Genomic DNA, 18,296 nt, shown 5'->3' on the forward strand with positions numbered 1-18,296 from the left:
CAATATTTCGATACCGTCTGGGTTTAGCGTTATTTAAGATGGTGTAACTTTAGAACCTCAAGTAAACTTGAGGTAAAGCTTTTTTTAACAAAATAGAAACACGGGAAGTCAAGGATGGAAATCAGCGTAGGAGAAGTGGCAAAACGTTCCGGAGTGAAAGTCTCTGCCCTGCATTTTTATGAACAAAAAGGACTGATTTCGAGTTGGAGAAATCAAGGCAATCAGCGCCGCTACCACCGCAGCGTTTTGCGCCGTGTCGCGGTGATTAAAGCTGCTCAGCAAGTTGGGTTATCGTTAGAAGAAATCAAACATGCGCTAGATGAGCTGCCGAAACATCAAGCGCCAAACAAACAGCAATGGGAAGTCATGGCGAGCCATTGGCATGAACAGTTGGAGCAAAAAATTCAAAAGCTCAAAGCCCTGCAAAACGATTTGGGCGGATGCATTGGCTGCGGGTGTTTGTCGTTAGAAACCTGCGCACTGCGAAACCCAGAAGATGTGTTAGGCAAAGACCACTCGGGTTCTAATTTGACCTTAGAAGAAGGGGCGTAAGCGTTATTCTTTGTCGAAACTGTCCACCACAATCGCGCCCATTGACGCCGGCATTGTGATGACGATAACGCGTTTTATCGCAACCAAAGGCTCATTCATTAGTGGCAACTTATCAAGACAGAAAAGAACTAACGCCACCACAACGGCCGCAATGAGGTACGCGATAACCACACGAAAAATAAAAATGGATACGCGATTTTTGATGTGGCTTTGGAACACGCTTTGATAGGCGAAAAAACTGAGGAAAATGACAGAAAGGCTTAACAGCATGAGCAGGTTTGCCATTGGCAAGCTTTCACCCAGTCGCCACGCCTCTTCAGAAAAAGAGATGGGGACGGCGAGGGCAAAAGCGCCAACCAACACTTGGCTGGCGTCTTCTAAGTTAAAGTGACTACTCATGCTGCTCATTCCATTATTCGTTTGCTAGGTGTAAGAGCTTTTCAAAGCGCTCGTTACCATGCAGCAATTCGAGGTCTCGCTCTTCGGCAAGCAAGTCACGAATAGATGGGCTGTATTCAATAGCGCGTTCCAAGTCTTCAATGGCTTGCTCTTCAATGCCAAGACGAGAGTATGCACAAGCACGTTGATACAGTGCAGGACCATTGGTGTAATCGACTTCAAGTACGCGGTTACAGATGCTAAGTGCCCAGTGGTATTCGTTGATTTCCATCGCGGCATCTGCTTTGTAAGTCAACGCTTCTAAATCACCTGGGCGAATCAGCAAGATCTCATCATAGATTTCAATACGTTGCTCTGGTGTTTGTGAGCTTTGCGCACGCAACCATAAGTTATGGATCTCGTTGATTTTCTCAATTTCTTTATTGTTTTCACTGATAATACGAGTTTTACGCTTTAAATCTCGCTCCAGTGCTACAAATTTCTTCTCGTATTCTTGGGCGATCTTTTCTAATCGTTTATCCGCCATCTCTTTGGTGTTGTGTTTAAACTCACGCAGAGATTGCCAGCCTACAAAGGCGATCAGCGATGCGACACCTGCGATGATGTAGAAGAAGTAGGTTACGGTCACGTTGGCATAGTTCAACGATTTATCCGCAACCGTCAGCTCGCGATCGGTGATCTCTGTGATCATTCGTTTTTCTAGGCTCTGATAGTCCTGACGTAGTGCTTTTAGCTCATCTAAAATATAGCGTTCCATTAATGGTCTATCTAACAGATCCGATTCTGAATACTTTTCGTCCGATGCCATTGTCGGCAAGGCAAGTATCAGCGAGAAAAAAATACTAATAAATAAGCGCATAAAACGTCCTTTCACGAGAAGAGTACAGATAGACCATGCAACAATAGCAAATAGCACAAACGTTTAGCAAAGTTATTACAAAAGAAATAATTGTCGTCTACGTAAAAGTCATATTCTTGTTGTTTTTCAGTTTGTTCCTTGTGGTTATTTGTCGAGATATCTTTTATTCTCCTTGCGAATTTATGATTAATGGAGTGAGCATGGACGCGCGAGCTAAGGATTACTTAGAGCAGTATCTAAAAGTATTATCACCAGAACAAAGAGCAGCCGTACCATCAGTTAGTGCTGACTATTATTGTGCCGATGAATACAACGCCAACGTATGCGCCGATTTGGTTCGAATTGGACAGAAAACCGCCTCTTGCAGTATGGAGCTTTGGTATCGAGAGCATGGCGAAAGCATGCCACAAGTGGGCCATTTACAAGTCGTCACGAATTGGAACGGGGACCCCGTTTGTGTGATACGAATTACTGATGTCAGCACATGCAAATATGAGGATGTAACCGCAGAGTTTGCCTACGCAGAAGGCGAAGGTGATAGAACCTTAAACTGGTGGCGTGACGCGCATAATGCATTTTTTAAAGCTGAATGCGATGAGTTGAACATAGATTGGCATGAGAAACGTACGCTAGTTTTGGAGCGTTTTGAAGTGGTGTATTCAGTCAATTAATCTCTGATAGCAGCACTGATTTGAAGTGCTGCTTTCTTGAGAGACCGCTTTTAGCGCTTGCGAGCGGTCACACTAAACATGTGCCAGTGTTTTGGGCTTCCGACTACCGTGGTTCCGTCTTCATCTCTTTCATTCAATGAAATGAGTTCGTAATCCGCGAATAAACTTTCCACTTCCTTTTTCGTTAATGCGGTAATGTTCGGATGCATTTCTGATGCAACCCAGGAGTCTTTTACTCCTAAGAAATCACCGCAAAAGATACCGCCAGGTTGTAAGGCACTGTCTATTTTGGTCCAAACTTGCTCAAAGCTTTCGTCCGGGCAAAAGAACAAACTGGCATTCGCGATAACTAGGCTGCATTGAGGGTAGTCAAACTCAGTAAAACAGCACTGTGAAATTGAGAAACGCTTATGGCCTTCAAAGCGTGTTAAACAAGTTTTTACTGCATCTTCATGGCTATCAAATGCGTGAACGTTAAACCCCTGTTCGAGGAGGAAATGACTGTCTCGACCTATTCCGCAGCCAATATCAAGAGCGACTTTGCTCTCGAGTTTCAGTAGGTTTACGGCATTTTCCACGTTTGGGCGGTGAGGTTGGTTTAAAATTTTCTGATAGTACTCGTTCCATTGTGCTGACATTGAACTTCCTTGTATTTATTGTGTTTCCCCAAATCTAGTGCCCATTCTTGTATTGCTTTATTGGGGAGGTTTTGAAACATTGGCACTTGTTATAGCTGCTCTTCAATCGGTAATATGCCCGAGAACCAAGCGCCCATTTTTCGCCATACTCCGGCCTCTGGTTCAGAATCATATTCTTTGCCTGTTTTTATGTCAGTCCAGACAATGTCTCCGTCGCGTAGAGTTAAGGCATAGGCGTTATTCGACAATTGATTCGGCAGTTGTTCTAGAAACATTTGCACATATTCTGGCTGTTCGATAACAACGGCCATTTCGGTATTCAAAGCGGCTGAACGTGGGTCCCAGTTCATCGAGCCAACAAACAGAGTTTTGTCATCAATCGTCATTGCTTTTGCGTGTAAACTTGCTCTGCTGCTCCCCGTGAGGCTCCACTTGCTTTTGAGTTTCGCGCTCGCTTTTACTTCCCATAGCTTGACCCCAGCTTCGAGTAGGTCTGTTCGATATTTTGCGTACCAACCATGCACGGCAAACACGTCGTTAGAGGCGAGACTATTGGTCACAATCGTGATATCAACGCCTCGCTTGGCCGCGTTACTCAATGCTTGTGTGCCGACTTCGGTTGGGACGAAATAGGGTGAGATAAGAACAAATGAATGTTCAACACTTTTAACCAGCTCCGTTAAATTATCAATAAGTTGGCTCTCTCGGGTCGCAACTTTATCGGGTAAGTCAAACCATACTTTTGCTTCTCCCCAGTAGAGCTTAAGATTGCCTTGTTTGAGAGCTTGGTACATATCCAGTTTAGTGAAGTCATAACGGCCGGTTGAGAACTTTTCCTCTAGCTGGAGTTTGTCGACCTGCTTTTGAATCGCCAGGTCGGTAATTTGCTGTGAGTCCGGTGTTATCCATTCCATTGGTATCGCATAGGCGCTATTCCAGTAGAGGTCGAACTGATCTGCAGTTTGTTGTACCGCCTCACCATAGAGCAGTAGATCAAAATCACCAAATTCGACCTGTGATTCAAAAGAAAAGTACTCATTGCCGATATTCCTACCCCCGACAATGGCAGAAACACTGTCTGCAATCAGAGACTTATTATGCATACGACGATTAAGACGTTCAAAATCGCTAGCAAGAGCGAACCAGCGGGAGTCGCGATACTGATGCGGATTGAATAAGCGGATTTCGATATTAGGATGTGCATTGAGTGCAGCCATCACGTCGTCGTTTCGCTTTTGCATATCGTCAAGCAACAGCCTTACTCGGACTCCACGCTTTGCAGCTTCATACAAGCGCCACGTTATTAGCTGACTCGTTTCGTCACCACGGTAAATATAGTATTGAAGATCAAGGCTTTTTTGTGCGGACTCGATCAAAGAGGTGCGAGCAAGAAGGGCATCGTGTCCTTGATTTAAAGGAGAAAAGCCAGTGATTGACTTTGGGTCTTTCCCGTAAGCTTCAAAGTACTGTGCAAGCACAGAGTCACCTTGATACCCAAGTTGGAAGCTAGTGGATTTTTCACTGGGATCGTTCAATGACACGGATGAACATGCCGATAAAATTGTGAATAAAGAAGGGAAGAGCAGCTTAGCGAGTGTATGTAACAAAGTACATTTCCTTGTCTTACAGAGTGTTACTTATCAGAAATTATAGACCTAAGTTGCCGCAGCGTGCATCCAACAAGGTTGGATAACGGGCTATTAATCAATGAATTGTCATGTTCTCGGGATTAAGTTCACCTTTTTGAACGCAGATAATCATTTATTTTAATTATGATTGTGTCTGAATTGGTCATAATCACTAATATCTGGTGATTATGACCAATAGCACACTGGTTAAAATAATTGAGTGATAATAACTATTTGAATTTTAATAAATAAATGCCTGGCACGTCCCTTGCTATTCAAAAGAAGAGTTAAGTCAGGGCAACTTGCGAAGTTGGTTAATTTTTTGTTAATTTTATTAACTTTGAATTGGCAATAACTCTGTAGTTAGCAACCGAAAAAGCAAGGTACGCGCTGCTTTGACGTCTATTCAAATGTAATTCCCTCACCATCATGCTTACAGGGAGTCAAAGATTTAATAAAAGCATGGTGATGAAAACAACAATAAAAAAGGATTTTCGATGTTAGCAAAACCCGTATTACGTTGGCTTTTACCTTTCGTTGTCGTTGGTGGCTCTTATGCAGGATATGCCGCAATCGCCGCGACAGCTCCGGAAAAAGAGTCAACCAAAGATGCCATTACAGAGCCTACCGTTCAGGCTTCTTCTCTTTTTCCTACCGATCATAAAGTGGTGATAACCAGCCATGGTGAGTTAGTCCCTTTTGAAAAAACACACCTTTCCGCGCAAGTCAGTGGTGAAGTGATAAGTTGGCACCCTAATTTTGTAACGGGTGGGATCGTGAAACGAGGAGAAGTGCTGTTCACGATTGAAAGTGACAACTACGAAGCGTCGGTTTTGCAAGCCGAAGCCAATTTAGCTAGCGCACGTGCGAGCTTGATTGAGGAGCAAGCCAAAGCGGAAGTGGCAAAACGCCAGGCTAAGAGACTGAGCGATAAGCAAGTGACAGACCTGTATTTACGTAAGCCTCACGTTTTGAGCGCGCAAGCGCAAGTGAAGTCGGCTCAGGCGGCACTCAAACGAGCAAAAAGAGATTTAGAAAATTGCAAAGTCGTTGCACCTTACGATGCGCTGGTTGTTGAGCGTGATATTGGTGTTGGTCAATTTGTCACATCTGGCTCTCGAGTTGCCACGCTAAACAACATTGAAGTGGCGGAGGTGCACGTACCAATTGCCGGTTTTGATAGTGCATTTTTACCCGAATCCATTGGTGAGCTCACTGCGACAGTAACGCAGCAAGGTGTGTTTTCTACCACTAGAGAAGGTCGAGTGGTTCGTGATTTAGGCATGATTGATAGCGCTACCCGAATGATTAACATGGTCATTCAAATCGCGGACCCATATGGTATTGATAATCAGCAGCCTCCAATTAAATTTGGCTCCTACGTTGAAGTGAGCTTTACAGGTAAGGAGCTAAAGCATATCTATCGCCTGCCACAGGAATTAGTCAAAAATCGCACGGTATGGGTAGTGAATGGTGAGAATCAACTTCAACCTCGGACGGTAACGGTCTTGAGAGCAGAAGGTGAATTTTTACTTGTGGGGGAAGGCTTAGAGCAAAGTGATAAGTTGGTACTTACCTTGCCGGAGTACCCTCAAAAAGGCATGGCGGTACAAATCGCAAAAAAGAGTGACGACTCCGAAACCGTCGTACAGTAAGTAGGAGTTTGTCATGGAAGATACTAAACAAAAGGGCTTAATTGCCTATTTTGCGAATAACCCCGTCGCTGCCAACCTTTTGATGGTGTTCATCATCATCATGGGTGTGGTGAGTTTTCTCTTTATTCAAAGGCAGATGTTTCCGAATATTGAGGTTAACTACATTGATGTTCGTGCGACTTATCCTGGCGCTTCACCTCAAGAAATTGAAGAAAGCATTCTCGTTAAGGTTGAGGAATCGATTAAAGATGTCACCGGGATTAAAAAAACGGTCTCAACGGCCTCTAGAGGTAGCGCGTATGTCTCTATCGAGGTCGACGTTAATGCTGATATCAAGCGTGTCTTGGATGATGTAAATCAACGCATTGATACTTTATCCAACTTACCTGCCGGTATGGAACCGATCAATGTCTACCAAGTTGAGTGGCGTCAAGATGTGATAGAAATGGGGTTAGTTGGGGACCGACCGCTTGAAGAGCTCAAACCCATTGCTAAGCAAGTCGAGGATGAATTACTTCAACTCAAAAATGTCATGTTGGTGTATTTGAGTGCACCAGAGGAAGAGATAGCGATTGAAGTTGATCCACTCGTTCTTCGTAAATACGATTTGACGTTGAGCGATATCAGCAGCGCGATCAGTCGTTATTCTGCCAACTTTTCTGCGGGCGAAGTCAAAACAAACTCAGGGATGATCGCAGTAAGGATTGAAAATCAGTACTACCGTGGTGATGAATTTAGGAATATTCCTGTAAAGCTTGGCGCAAATGGTGCGAAGGTTTTACTGCAAGATATCGCCACGATCAAAGATGGCTTTACGGAAGAAGAGCGCTACTTTGAATACTCAGGGCAAAATGCGATCTACATGTCTGTTGAAGCGACTCGTGATCAGAACATTATCCCTGTTGCCGAGTCTGTTCGTAATTATATCGAAGCAAAAAACAAGACATTGCCGCAGGACGTTAAGCTCAAAGTCTTAGTGGATACGACCTATTATTTAAACGGTCGTCTCGACATGATGTTGAAAAATTTGCTGCAAGGCGCTGCTCTAGTGGCGATTATGCTGACAATTTTCTTGCGCTTTCGCTTGGCAATGTGGGTAATGATTGGGCTGCCAGTGTGTTTTCTTGGCGCGGTGATGATGATGCCTGCATTAGGGATCACGGTAAACATCGTATCTCTTTTTGCCTTCATTATGGTGCTCGGTATTGTGGTCGATGACGCCATCGTGATGGGAGAGAGCGCCTACAGCGAAATTGAAGAAAAAGGCGGTGGCGTCGAAAATGTGGTTCGCGGTGTCAAACGTGTTGCCACGCCAGCTACTTTTGGCGTTTTAACCACAATTGCCGTGTTTGCCCCTTTCTTGTTGTCTAGCGGTATTGATAGTGCTTTCTTCTATGGTATCGCGGGTGTTGTGATTCTTTGTTTGATCTTCAGTTTGATTGAATCAAAGTTAATCCTTCCTGCTCACCTCGCACATACCCACTTTAAGCCAGTTAAACCTGGTGGCTGGCGTGACCGATTTAACCAACGTTTTTTTGGCTTTGTAAACGGTACGTATCGTAACTTTGTAACGACATGTACGCATTGGCGCTGGACCGTGTTTGCTGTGTTTTGCGGTTTACTGCTGATCAGTGCGGCTTTGGTCAACGCGAATTATGTTCGGGTGATCCCTAACCCTAAAGTGCCTACTGATTATCCTGCGATCACTATTGAAATGAACGATACCGTTTCAAGTGAGCAAACAATCAGTGCTCTTAAGACCATCGAACGTGTGATGCAAAAAATTGAATCAGAGACCATCGCAGAACATGGTCAAGGTATGATTCGTGATGTGCTTTCATACAACAGAAGTCGTACCGAAGGCCGTGTTTTGGTGCCATTGGTTGATGAGGAATTGCGCCCGTTCAATACATTTGAACTTGCTCGACGTTGGCGTGAAGCTATGCCAGTTATTCCTGGAATGAAGAGCATCAAAATCCGCGAGCAGAGCGCGGGTGGCGGTGACAGAGATGAGTTTGGTTACTTGCTGTTTGGTTCTAATATTAATGAATTGAACGAGGCTGGGCGTTACTTGATAGAGCGTTTACAGCAGGAAGAAGGGTTATACGATATTTCATCTTCTATTGATTCAGGAAGCAAAGAAGTACTCCTCTCTCTTGCGCCTGTAGCGTACGATCTCGGACTGGATCTCACCATGATCGCAGAGCAAGTGGGTGGCAGCTTCTACGGTGGTGAAGCACAGCGTCTTATTCGTGATGGTGAAGAAATCAAAGTTATGGTGCGTTACCCGCAACTGACACGTGAAGCATTTTCATCATTACGTTACGCTGTGATTACCACGCCAGCAGGTAAGAAGGTCATGCTGGGTGATGTGGTGAAGATCAACGAGCAGCCGGGCGTGAGTAGCATTCGACGTGAAGGCGGGTATCAAACCGTTTATGTCTATGGTTCGATAGACGAAGAATTGGTTGAACCTCAAGAAGTCGTGAAGGTCATCGACGACAATATCTTACCGGAAATGAAGCAAGTCTTCCCGAGTGTGAAAACGGAATTGGGTGGTGATATTGAAGAGCAAGCAGCGCAGCGTAATGAACAGATTCTGTTCTTTATTGCAGGCATGATCATCGTCTACATCTTGTTAGCCGTACCGTTAAAAAGTTACACCCAACCTTTGATTGTAATGTCAGTCATTCCATTTAGTCTGACGGGGGCGATTTGGGGCCACTTCTGGCTAGGTTTGGATATCAGTATGATGTCGACATTTGGTTTGATCGCCGCTGCTGGCGTGGTTATCAACGACTCTCTAGTTATGACAGATTACGTAAACCAAGTGAGAGAAAAGGGTATGAACATCAAACAAGCGGTGGTTGAAGCGGGCTGTGCACGCTTTCGAGCGATCACGCTCACCTCCATAACGACGTTTGCGGGTGTATTGCCGATTATGTTTGAAACGAGCTTGCAGGCGCGTTTTGTCATACCAATGGCTGTAGCTTTGGGCTTTGCGGTGTTGTACGCAACGGTTCTGACTTTAGTGCTGGTGCCTTGTTTGTATTTAATGCTTGAAGATATTAAAAATATTTTCAGATCGATTAAGGGGTTTATTCATCGCTTTATCAATCGTTTCAGAAAGTCGCCAGTGACGTCGAGCGTTGAAGTAAATACATAGAGTTAACAAGCTTGATGTTAACGATTAGGAGCAGCCTTCGGGCTGCTTTTTTATTTCTGTATTTTGATTCAAAGCAGTTCTAGAGTGGGTTGTTACGTAATTTATTCGATGAAAGAACAGCGAGAAAATCTCCTGATAAGTTATTCTTTTTATGAATGCCTTTTGCGTGTTTGATTTCCTTGGTTAATTTAACACTTGGTTAGCGAAATTTACCAGATGGAGATAATGATGAATATATGGGCTTTGTTAAGTCATTGAAAAATAACAAAATAAAAGTTGGCATCGTATGTGCAATATATAAATTGTAACTAAAACGAACTGCTAATCCTCAAGGAGCTTATTATGAAAAGCGTATTTCTATCTACTCTAAGTCTTATTGTTGTAATGTCATCACCAATCGCTGCTGCTAACACTTTAGACAAAGAGGAGTGGAGCTCAGATTTACGTCAGGACTTTTCTGAAATGAAGCATGAAGCTGTAGCAGATATTCAGCAAATGAATATGGATGCCATCCACGCACGCGATGAGCGTATCGTGAAAAACATTAAAGATGAGCAAGAACAGTTAGTAAAGGTAACGTGCCACAAAGAGAAAGCAAGCAAGTCATAACCGCCGATAAAGAGACTAACAGACGAAAATGAATCCAATACGAGTTCAGTGCTAGTTAGCAGTAAGCACTGACCTTGTTGCTCTACTTGCCAGCCTTTTAAGACTGGCTTTTTTGTTTTTACTGCCAGACCAATAAAGCAGGAAGAAAAAAGCCCGCAAAGAATTTCCTCTGCGGGCGTAATAAAGGGCACCAAATTGGGTGTCTATTCATTTTGGAGGTGGTCGAACGTCCATATAAAACTGACAATAGGCTTGGTGAGAGGCTTACCACCAGCGCGACCAACGGAGCTAAAGTTAACATTGTTGCAATGATTGTTAAAATGTTAATTCTTCAATCAATGTTTTCATTATCGTTAGTCTGGATTGTGAATATGTTGTTCTATTGTTCCTGGAATGCTTGACTGTCGAATTTGAATGCATCATTAGATATAGATGATCCTTTCTTTATTCGTTTTGGTTATATAAATCTTGTCATATCACACTACTAAATATTCATAATTTTTAGCAACCCGGCATAGGTTAGGCAGGACTGTTACTGGTGTGTAAGTATCTTTGATTTTCGTTAGTTTGAATTTTGCATTGTACTTCTTGGAACGAGAAAGTCGCTCACATGGAGATTCAAATTATAAGATTGTTTTTTTATCCTTTGTGTAACTGTGGTAATAATAAGTTACATGCTTTTACCGCTTTCCTCTAAAATAATAAAATTGCTCTTTAGATTAGAATATATATTGAGTAATGTTGGCCTTATTTTAAGTTTGGAGCCTAATATGACTTGGGAAATACTTAACCAAAAGCCAACAGAGAGTAATGCTAGAGATGTTGTTGTATTGAATAGATTTAGCAACTTTTTAGGTCAGTTCGATATTGATCCTAGAATATTAGATAAGAGAGATGTTAAGATTACAAGGCAGGCGATTTTAGTTATTCAAGCAATGACAGACTTTGATCGCAAGAATGTGATAAAAGACATTTATAAAATTATAGATAATCCTAAAAGGGCGAGTCTAACTAAGCATAGCAGAAATCCTTTTTGGCGTTTGGCAAGGAATATTGACCCTTTTAGAACTTATCATTTTTTAATTCTTTATCGTATATCTGACAGTGGTTCTGTAGTCATTGAAGAGATTATGCTAGATAGTAATCTCCATGGTTCAAAGTTAGAGTCAAAAAAACAAAGAACTATGTTGTACGATGTAAGAAAAGAAACAAAATCCCGCTACTCAGAAGATAAAAATACTAATGAAGATATTCAGTCTGCATTGAATAGTTGGGATGGGAAAGGTGCCAATATCATTCCGAAGATTAACTGTGAACACGTTACTATAAATGGTATGAATAACGATTATGATACAGCATCAAAGTTAATGGGTGTTCATACTGACGTCGCATATAGGAAAGATAATATAGTTAGGTATAATTTGTTTCATAACCCTACAGATGGAGGGGTTTTTGATTTGGCAGAGTGTATCTTTGATCAAACTCGTATATTTAAAAGTAGAAATGCGAAGCAACTTGCTTCTTTAATTATTAAAACACACAGTGAGCGTCGTCGAGTAAAATGGACTGTTCATAGTCAAGGAGCTATTATATTTCGCTCTGCGATTGAGGAAGTAAAAAGTCTAAGGCCTGAACTAAGATTAGATGGACATGAATTGGCAGTGCATAGCCCTGGTGGTAATTATGGTATTTTATCAATGAAAGCAAAGCGTTTAGGTATGAAAGTTCAGCCACTTAGAGCTAACCCTGCAGACTTTGTACCTAACGTAATCGGGTTAAATGGTGTAACAAGCATAACCAAAATGAACTTGAGCTTGAGTCCTGTTTTTATTTGGGCTTGTTTTTTGTCCAAAACCATAGGTGGCAGCCCTCATTCATTACCTTATCTTGGGTTAAATACTTATGAAAAACAGCTGAGAGAGTCTGGTGCCCGGCAAAAGGCTAGGGTGATAGGTAAATATGCGAAAATTGGTAAGCATTAATGAGTATTATGTCTCTTCTAAAATTAAAATTTCGATCAGGAGCGAAATTATCTAAACCTAGCCACAGAATCTATAGGTTTGGGAGCCTCGTTTGTGATTTGACCGTGCCTGGAGGGGGGTACGAATCACATAGAGCTGAAGAGGACTCAGAGATTACGCGTGATTTCTTAGAAAGTAATGTTAGGAATGATTACCATAATCAGTTTTTTTTGGTTGGGCGCTTAGAGTGGCCTTACCACACGATAATTCCATATCCTGGAACATACGATTATTATGGACAGTTAACAATGAAGCTTAGCTTGATTCCATATGTTAAGAGCTCAAATATTAAAAAATCACTATATGATATACGAGATGATATTTTCTTTCGATATAATGATTTTTACAATGCCGAAGAGCATGATCCTAAAACGGGTAGAGGTTACAATAAGTATAAAGCAAAATCTATATATAAGCATTACACCGAAGAGGTGGTTGTAGGTAATGAAGAGTTAAGAAATGAACTTATTAATACTAGGGTTTCAGATATATTGGTAACTCCCCCTAATATAAGCTTACATAATAATTATATTAAATATGAGTCTGAGAAAAGTTTATCTAAATTTAAGAATCATTATTGCTTTTTATTTAATGAATATTGTTACCTGTGCATAGAGTTCCATCATGATGGATGGACTGATCGCTATATGAAAGTATGCCTTGAAAATGCGCAGGAGGCTGAAAATATGATTGTATCATCGATAAATATATCAGAGTTATTAGATGAAGAGCTTCCTGATAATGAGGTACGTAACATAAAACCAAAGAGCAGCAGTTAGCTGCTCTTTATTTCTATAAAGACTGAAGGCTAATTCCAACGTAATAGCGTCCAGTTTGACCGATTCGCGTGTTCTTTTAGGCGTGGGCATGGATTTACCAGGTAAGCGTAGTCCGCGTACTCACAGAGCGGCAAATCGTTGATTGAATCGGTATAGAAGTGGATTTCTGAATAAGGCTCAGGCTGATTTTCTAGCCACTGTTTTAAGCGCGTGACTTTACCTTCACGATAACTAGGGACACCGTCGATTTCAGCGGTATAACAGTTGTCTTTCTCAATTAAATCAATTCCGAGTACGGTTGGAATATTAAGACGGCGACCAACGGCTTCCACCAAAAAAGTGACGCTGGCAGAGATGATAACCATATCTATACCATCACGAGACAGTTGCTCAATCAGAGTTTTGGCTTGAGGAAACTGTTTAGCCAGAATATGGCTTTCAACACATTCTTCAACCAAGGCGTTTACTTCTTCAATCGGCATGTTTTCTAGTGGCTTCATGGAGAACGCTAGGTAATCTTCCATGTCCATTTTGCCTTCAGAGTACAAGGCCATTAGACGCTGATCTTCCTTAATAAATAAAGGATCAGTCGCGATGCCTCTCTCAACCATAAACTCGTTCCAAATCATTGCGCAGTCAGCGTTTATTAGGGTTTCATCCATATCAAAAACATACAAAGGTTTGGACATGTTTAGGCTCTCACTGGTTGTATTTCGTTTAGGTTAAAGAGTAGCTCTAGTTGGCTGCCATTCGCTAGTAAGCGTTCTGAAGAGCGGTTAAGTAAGTCAACAGTGAGCTCACACTCTTCAACGTTCACTTGATAGCGAATAATATTACCTAGAAGCTGGTGGTTGGTGATCGTACCTACTTGTGGCGCTGAGATGTGGCTATCATATTGACGACCTTGCTCTTTTACATATATAGACTCTGGGCGAATCGCTACTTTCCATTCGGTATCAATATTGAAGAGTTGCTTGGCTTTATTGGCCTCTACAAGGTTGTAGTGCCCCATGAAACCGGCCACAAACTCGTTAGCAGGATGAGTATAAATTTCTTCAGGTGTTCCTGCTTGAACAATTTCCCCTTTACTCATTAGGAAGATACGATCAGACATAATCATCGCCTCTTCTTGGTCATGAGTTACGAAGATAGTGGTGAGATTCATTTCTTTCTGAATATCTCGGATTTGCTGACGAAGATGTTTGCGGATTTTGGCATCAAGCGCAGAAAGTGGTTCATCAAGCAATAATATGCGAGGTTTCACCACCAACGCTCGAGCGAGTGCGACACGCTGGCGCTGACCGCCAGAAAGTTGATGCGGATAGTGTTTTTCTTTACCAGCCAGATCCACCAGTTTGATGACTTTAGCCACTTCACGTCGAATATCATCATTCGCAAGCTTTTTCATTTTTAAGCCAAATGCAATGTTGCCTTCGACGGTCATATTGGGAAACAGCGCATACGATTGAAAGACCATCCCAATACCACGCTCTTGCGGGACTTGATGCGTGATATCTTCTCCGTTAACCCAAATCTCGCCCCCATCGACAGGGTTAAGCCCTGCAAGGCTGCGAAGTAGAGTCGATTTACCACAACCGCTAGGGCCCAAAAGCGTAATGAATTCACCTTGCTCGATGTTAAAGTGAATGTCCTCAAATACGGTGTTATCACCAAAACGTTTAGTCAGATTTTTCGCTGTTACGTAGCTCATTGTTTGACTCCTCGGCTGAAACGACTTGCTAACCAAGTCAGTAAAAAAATAAATAGGAAGTAAGTCATCACTAAGGCTGACGTAAAGTGGCCGCTTGTCTGACGCATGTTATACAAGTAGATTTGCAGGGTTTCATAACGTGTGCCGACTAAAATATTGGCGAACACAAACTCTCCCAATAGAAATGAAAATGAAAGGAAAAGCGATGCCATCAGCCCTTTCTTGAGGTTAGGTAAAATGACCATCAAGAACGCTTTGGTTGTGCTTGCCCCTAGTAAGTGTGCCGCGTCCATTAAATCATTGAGGTTAATTGCTTCGAAGCTATTGGAAATCGCACGATACATGAACGGTAACGCGATAGTTAAGTAAGTGCCTATTAAAATCCAAGGGGTACCGATAAGAGATATTTCACTGTCAGCATAAAGTTGAAGCAAGCCGACGGATGACACCACTGGTGGTACAGCGAATGGTAGCAAAATTAGTACGTTCATGAGCTTATCGAGCTTCGGGAAGTAGTAAAACACCACGAATATCGCTGGCAGAACCAGAAGCACACTGAGGGTTAGCGAAGCAATACAAATATACAGCGAACGCCCAAATGCTTGCAAAAAACGTGGGTCGGTCAGCAATTTAACGTACCAATCAAAAGTGAAACCATCCGGAAGCACCGTGGCGCCCCAGCGTGATGAAAGCGAATAGACAAAGGTCGCTAAAATAGGGATGAGCATGATCCCAACAATGGAATAAACCACTGTTTTATGGAATCGAGTATTAACGTTGTTCATGACTACTTCCTACCTGCATAGCTTTTCGAAATGAGCCATTGGTTAATCACTGTGATAAAGGCAAGTAACGCCATTAGAATCACCGAAATTGCAGCGGCGAGATTAGGTTCAAGGAACAGGTCTCCCGATACCAGACTCGCAATTCGAATTGTGATGACGTTATAGTTACCGGAGGTCAACGCATAAACACTCGCATATGCGCCGATTGCGTTGGCTATTAAGATAATAAAGGTACCGAATAAGGCTGGTGAGAGCACTGGCAGCGCGATTTTCGTCCAATACTGCGATGTTTTGGCTCCCAGTAGCGCAGCAGCTGCTTGCCAATCATCACTCAACGCGTCGAACGCAGGGTAGATCAACAACACCGCCAGCGGGATTTGGAAGTAGATGTAAATGGCCAGCAGGCCCCATTTACCATAAAGGTCGAAATCACCGAGTAAGCCATACTGCTTGAGCAAAAGGGTAATTGCCCCGTTGGTGCCTAAAATAATAATAAAAGCGAATGACAGAGGTACGCCTGCAAAGTTGCTGCTCATGTTCGTAAACGCAATTACACCGTCGCGGACTTTAGAATCGACTCTGCGTAGAGAAGAGACCAACAAAGTCGCAATGGCTAAGCCAAAAATGCTCGACCACACAGCTAACCACAAGCTGTTGCTAAACGCCTGCATCATAAAGGCGGAGTTGAGCACTTCAATGTAGTTATCTAAGGCAAGCTCGTCATCGTAGATAAAGCTGTTTAACAATACCCAAATCATCGGTGCAAGTTGAAATAGGTAGAAAAACAGCGCGAAAGGCGCCAACCAAACGGCTGGCTTAAAGCGCTTTAACCAAGTACTTGCCAAATTTGAGCGTGATTCGCTAGAGCTTGGGGAGAGGACAGAACTGCTCATAGTGCTAACAATTCCTGAGTGTATGGCTTCGTGTGGTCAAGGTTTAGCAATTGACAAACGGTGCCACAAATATCAGTTTGCTTAATATGACAATCTTGATGGGTAAACTTATCACCAATGACAAACAGGGGAACTTCTCGCTCTTCAGGTAAAATCCCACCGTGAGAAAGATCGTTGTTCATGCCATGATCGCTGGTCACAATGATTTGATACCCATCAGCAAGCCATTGATCGATGTAGTTGGAAAGAATAATGTCTGCACCTCGCGCACAATTGCGGTATTGGCGAGAGTCTAGGCCAAATTTATGTCCTGTATCGTCGATATTCATCGGATGGATCAGTAAGAAATCAGGTTGATAGTTTCGACGCAAATACTCTGCGTCCAGGAACAAGGCTTCATCAGGATAATGATCCCAATGGTAAAAGCAGCCGTGCTGGATATTCATGGTTTCATCATGCGTGAAACGATCGCGAACAGGTTCAAATGGCGCGCGATTATAAAGCTCACTTACCCAGTGGTAGGCAGCCGCAGCGGTCACTTTGCCTTGGGCTTTTGCCAAACTGAAAATGGAATCGTGTTTGGATAGACGAACGATATTGTTGTTTACGATGCCGCTTTCTACAGGGCGAACGCCCGTTAAAATGCACTCATAAAGTGGGCGAGACATTGAAGGCAGCTCACACTGCACAGGATAAAGCGTTGCGCGAGTTTCTTGTTGGGAACGACTTTGTTCTAGAAGACCATTGAGGTAGCCCATGCAATCACGGGCTACCTGATAGTTCAGTCCATCTAGAACAACAAGGATGACCTTATTGCTCATAACGACTTACTCTTATTGCTGGTGGATTAAGACACTTTCTTGCCATTGACGCGGCAGCTTACGTGCGGACTTTTCCCAAGCTGAGAAGTCAGTCACTGGGTGAACATTGCTGTATTGGTCGTTAGCTATTAGCTTGTCTTGCACTGCTTGAGGCAGTGTGATGTTGGTGCGGATTGGACGCGCATAACCTTCTGCTAAGTTGATTTGCCCTTGATCGCTGAAGATGTACTCACGAGCAAGCTTTGCTGCATTAGGGTTCTTCGCGTATTTATTGATTATGGTTGTATAACCAGAAATCACAGAGCCATCTTGAGGAATGCTCACTGTAAAGCGGTCGCGGTCAATTTTGTCGCGGTAGTTCAACGCATTGAAGTCCCACATGATCGCCACTTCCACTTCGCCTTTTTCTAGGTTGGCGATGTTCGGATCGGTAAATGAAAGACGACCTTGCTTCGCGAGTTCAGAAAAGAATTTGAGCGCAGGCTTGAGGTTGGATTCGTCCCCACCGTTGGCGAACGCTGCGGCGAGAACCGCGTTGTTTGCCTGCGCTGCTACGCCTACGTCACCTACGGTCACTTTGTAGTCGCCTTTTAATAGGTCATCCCACGTTTTTGGCGCGTCTTTTACGAGGTTATTGTTGGAGATAAAAGAAATAGTGCCAGTGTAAGCAAGTGCCCAATGACCATCTTCGTCTTTTGCCCAATCTGGAATGTCATTCCAAGTTGTTGGTTTGTATGGCTGAGTGACGCCTTTTTTAACCGCTACACGTGCGAAGGCAAAGCCTACGTCACCAATGTCTGCGGTCGCGTTTTTCTTCTCAGCTTCGAATTTTGCGATTTCTTGAGCCGAGCTCATATCCGTGTCTTGGTGCTTAAGGTTGTAGTTTGACTTTAAATCAGCCCAAGTGTCTTTCCAGTTCGCCCAACTGTCAGGCATACCTACACTGTAAACCGCCCCTTCTTTTTGTGCTGCGGTAACCAATGACTCAATATCGGCTTCTTTCGCTACTGTTGGTGCTGCAAGCGTTACCGCGATGATTGCCGCTGGTGCAGTAATTGAACGACTTAGCAAAGTTTTCATTGTCTCCATCCTTCTGGACTAGGTCAGTA

17 protein-coding genes are annotated in these 18,296 nt (G+C 43.1%); 7 read left to right on the top strand and 10 right to left on the bottom strand.

What is annotated here, in order from left to right; translation table 11 throughout:
- The first annotated feature begins 114 nt into the window (after positions 1 to 114).
- On the top strand, positions 115 to 552 hold the full coding sequence (soxR, locus tag CBX98_RS07695; RefSeq protein WP_025629511.1) for a redox-sensitive transcriptional activator SoxR: 438 nt from the start codon (positions 115 to 117) through the stop codon (positions 550 to 552).
- A 3-nt stretch (positions 553 to 555) separates the two neighbouring features.
- Here soxR and CBX98_RS07700 read toward each other — a convergent pair whose 3' ends face one another.
- Both CBX98_RS07700 and CBX98_RS07705 read right to left on the bottom strand, forming a co-directional pair.
- The gene (locus CBX98_RS07700; protein WP_005373896.1) at positions 556 to 951 is read right to left on the bottom strand and encodes a DUF2391 family protein; all 396 of its coding nucleotides are present in this window, start codon (positions 949 to 951) and stop codon (positions 556 to 558) included.
- Between the two features lie 13 nt (positions 952 to 964).
- Positions 965 to 1,810, bottom strand: coding sequence for a tetratricopeptide repeat protein (locus tag CBX98_RS07705; protein WP_172605937.1), 846 nt, complete (start codon positions 1,808 to 1,810; stop codon positions 965 to 967).
- Between the two features lie 200 nt (positions 1,811 to 2,010).
- Here CBX98_RS07705 and CBX98_RS07710 point away from each other — a divergent pair, with 200 nt between their 5' ends.
- Entirely contained in the window at positions 2,011 to 2,481 is a 471-nt protein-coding gene (locus tag CBX98_RS07710; RefSeq protein ID WP_109168896.1) for an ASCH domain-containing protein, read from the top strand.
- Positions 2,482 to 2,531: 50 nt separating this feature from the next.
- On the opposite strand, the gene CBX98_RS07715 is transcribed toward CBX98_RS07710, so the two are convergent.
- Both CBX98_RS07715 and CBX98_RS07720 read right to left on the bottom strand, forming a co-directional pair.
- A complete protein-coding gene (locus CBX98_RS07715) occupies positions 2,532 to 3,119 on the bottom strand; it encodes a class I SAM-dependent methyltransferase (RefSeq protein WP_109168897.1) in 588 nt (195 codons plus the stop codon).
- 89 nt (positions 3,120 to 3,208) lie between these two features.
- Entirely contained in the window at positions 3,209 to 4,726 is a 1,518-nt protein-coding gene (locus tag CBX98_RS07720; RefSeq protein WP_053808079.1) for a phospholipase D family protein, read from the bottom strand.
- Positions 4,727 to 5,244: 518 nt separating this feature from the next.
- Between CBX98_RS07720 and CBX98_RS07725 the strand changes: the two genes are divergently transcribed.
- The 5 genes from CBX98_RS07725 to CBX98_RS07750 all read left to right on the top strand — a co-directional run bounded on the left by CBX98_RS07725 (position 5,245) and on the right by CBX98_RS07750 (position 12,977).
- Positions 5,245 to 6,402 (top strand): efflux RND transporter periplasmic adaptor subunit, encoded by a 1,158-nt coding sequence (locus CBX98_RS07725; RefSeq protein WP_006741362.1) that lies wholly within the window; start codon positions 5,245 to 5,247, stop codon positions 6,400 to 6,402.
- Between the two features lie 13 nt (positions 6,403 to 6,415).
- Entirely contained in the window at positions 6,416 to 9,568 is a 3,153-nt protein-coding gene (locus tag CBX98_RS07730) for an efflux RND transporter permease subunit (protein WP_109168898.1), read from the top strand.
- A 342-nt stretch (positions 9,569 to 9,910) separates the two neighbouring features.
- Positions 9,911 to 10,177: a hypothetical protein gene (locus CBX98_RS07735; protein ID WP_046873807.1), complete on the top strand. Its 267-nt coding sequence runs from the start codon at positions 9,911 to 9,913 to the stop codon at positions 10,175 to 10,177.
- Positions 10,178 to 10,947: 770 nt separating this feature from the next.
- The gene (locus CBX98_RS07745) at positions 10,948 to 12,159 is read left to right on the top strand and encodes a hypothetical protein (RefSeq protein WP_242446577.1); all 1,212 of its coding nucleotides are present in this window, start codon (positions 10,948 to 10,950) and stop codon (positions 12,157 to 12,159) included.
- The gene (locus CBX98_RS07750) at positions 12,159 to 12,977 is read left to right on the top strand and encodes a hypothetical protein (protein WP_109168899.1); all 819 of its coding nucleotides are present in this window, start codon (positions 12,159 to 12,161) and stop codon (positions 12,975 to 12,977) included. The genes CBX98_RS07745 and CBX98_RS07750 overlap by 1 nt, the downstream gene beginning before the upstream one ends.
- Before the next feature lie 29 nt (positions 12,978 to 13,006).
- Here the strand turns inward: CBX98_RS07750 and CBX98_RS07755 are convergent, their stop codons facing one another.
- From CBX98_RS07755 to CBX98_RS07780, 6 genes are read right to left on the bottom strand one after another with little or no spacing between them, the layout of a single operon-like run.
- Positions 13,007 to 13,666 (bottom strand): HAD family hydrolase, encoded by a 660-nt coding sequence (locus tag CBX98_RS07755; RefSeq protein ID WP_109168900.1) that lies wholly within the window; start codon positions 13,664 to 13,666, stop codon positions 13,007 to 13,009.
- Positions 13,667 to 13,668: 2 nt separating this feature from the next.
- A complete protein-coding gene (locus CBX98_RS07760) occupies positions 13,669 to 14,688 on the bottom strand; it encodes an ABC transporter ATP-binding protein (RefSeq protein WP_109168901.1) in 1,020 nt (339 codons plus the stop codon).
- Positions 14,685 to 15,473 (bottom strand): ABC transporter permease, encoded by a 789-nt coding sequence (locus CBX98_RS07765; protein WP_109168902.1) that lies wholly within the window; start codon positions 15,471 to 15,473, stop codon positions 14,685 to 14,687. Before CBX98_RS07765 ends, CBX98_RS07760 begins: the two co-directional genes overlap by 4 nt.
- 2 nt (positions 15,474 to 15,475) lie before the next feature.
- Complete coding sequence (locus tag CBX98_RS07770) at positions 15,476 to 16,366, bottom strand: ABC transporter permease subunit (RefSeq protein WP_109168903.1); 891 nt, start codon at positions 16,364 to 16,366, stop codon at positions 15,476 to 15,478.
- Entirely contained in the window at positions 16,363 to 17,187 is an 825-nt protein-coding gene (locus CBX98_RS07775; RefSeq protein WP_109168904.1) for an alkaline phosphatase family protein, read from the bottom strand. Before CBX98_RS07775 ends, CBX98_RS07770 begins: the two co-directional genes overlap by 4 nt.
- 12 nt (positions 17,188 to 17,199) lie before the next feature.
- A complete protein-coding gene (locus tag CBX98_RS07780; protein ID WP_005392695.1) occupies positions 17,200 to 18,267 on the bottom strand; it encodes an ABC transporter substrate-binding protein in 1,068 nt (355 codons plus the stop codon).
- Positions 18,268 to 18,296: the final 29 nt, after the last annotated feature.

Origin of the sequence: Vibrio sp. T9 (genome assembly GCF_003123985.1) — a bacterium.
Taxonomy (GTDB): Bacteria; Pseudomonadota; Gammaproteobacteria; order Enterobacterales; family Vibrionaceae; genus Vibrio; species Vibrio diabolicus.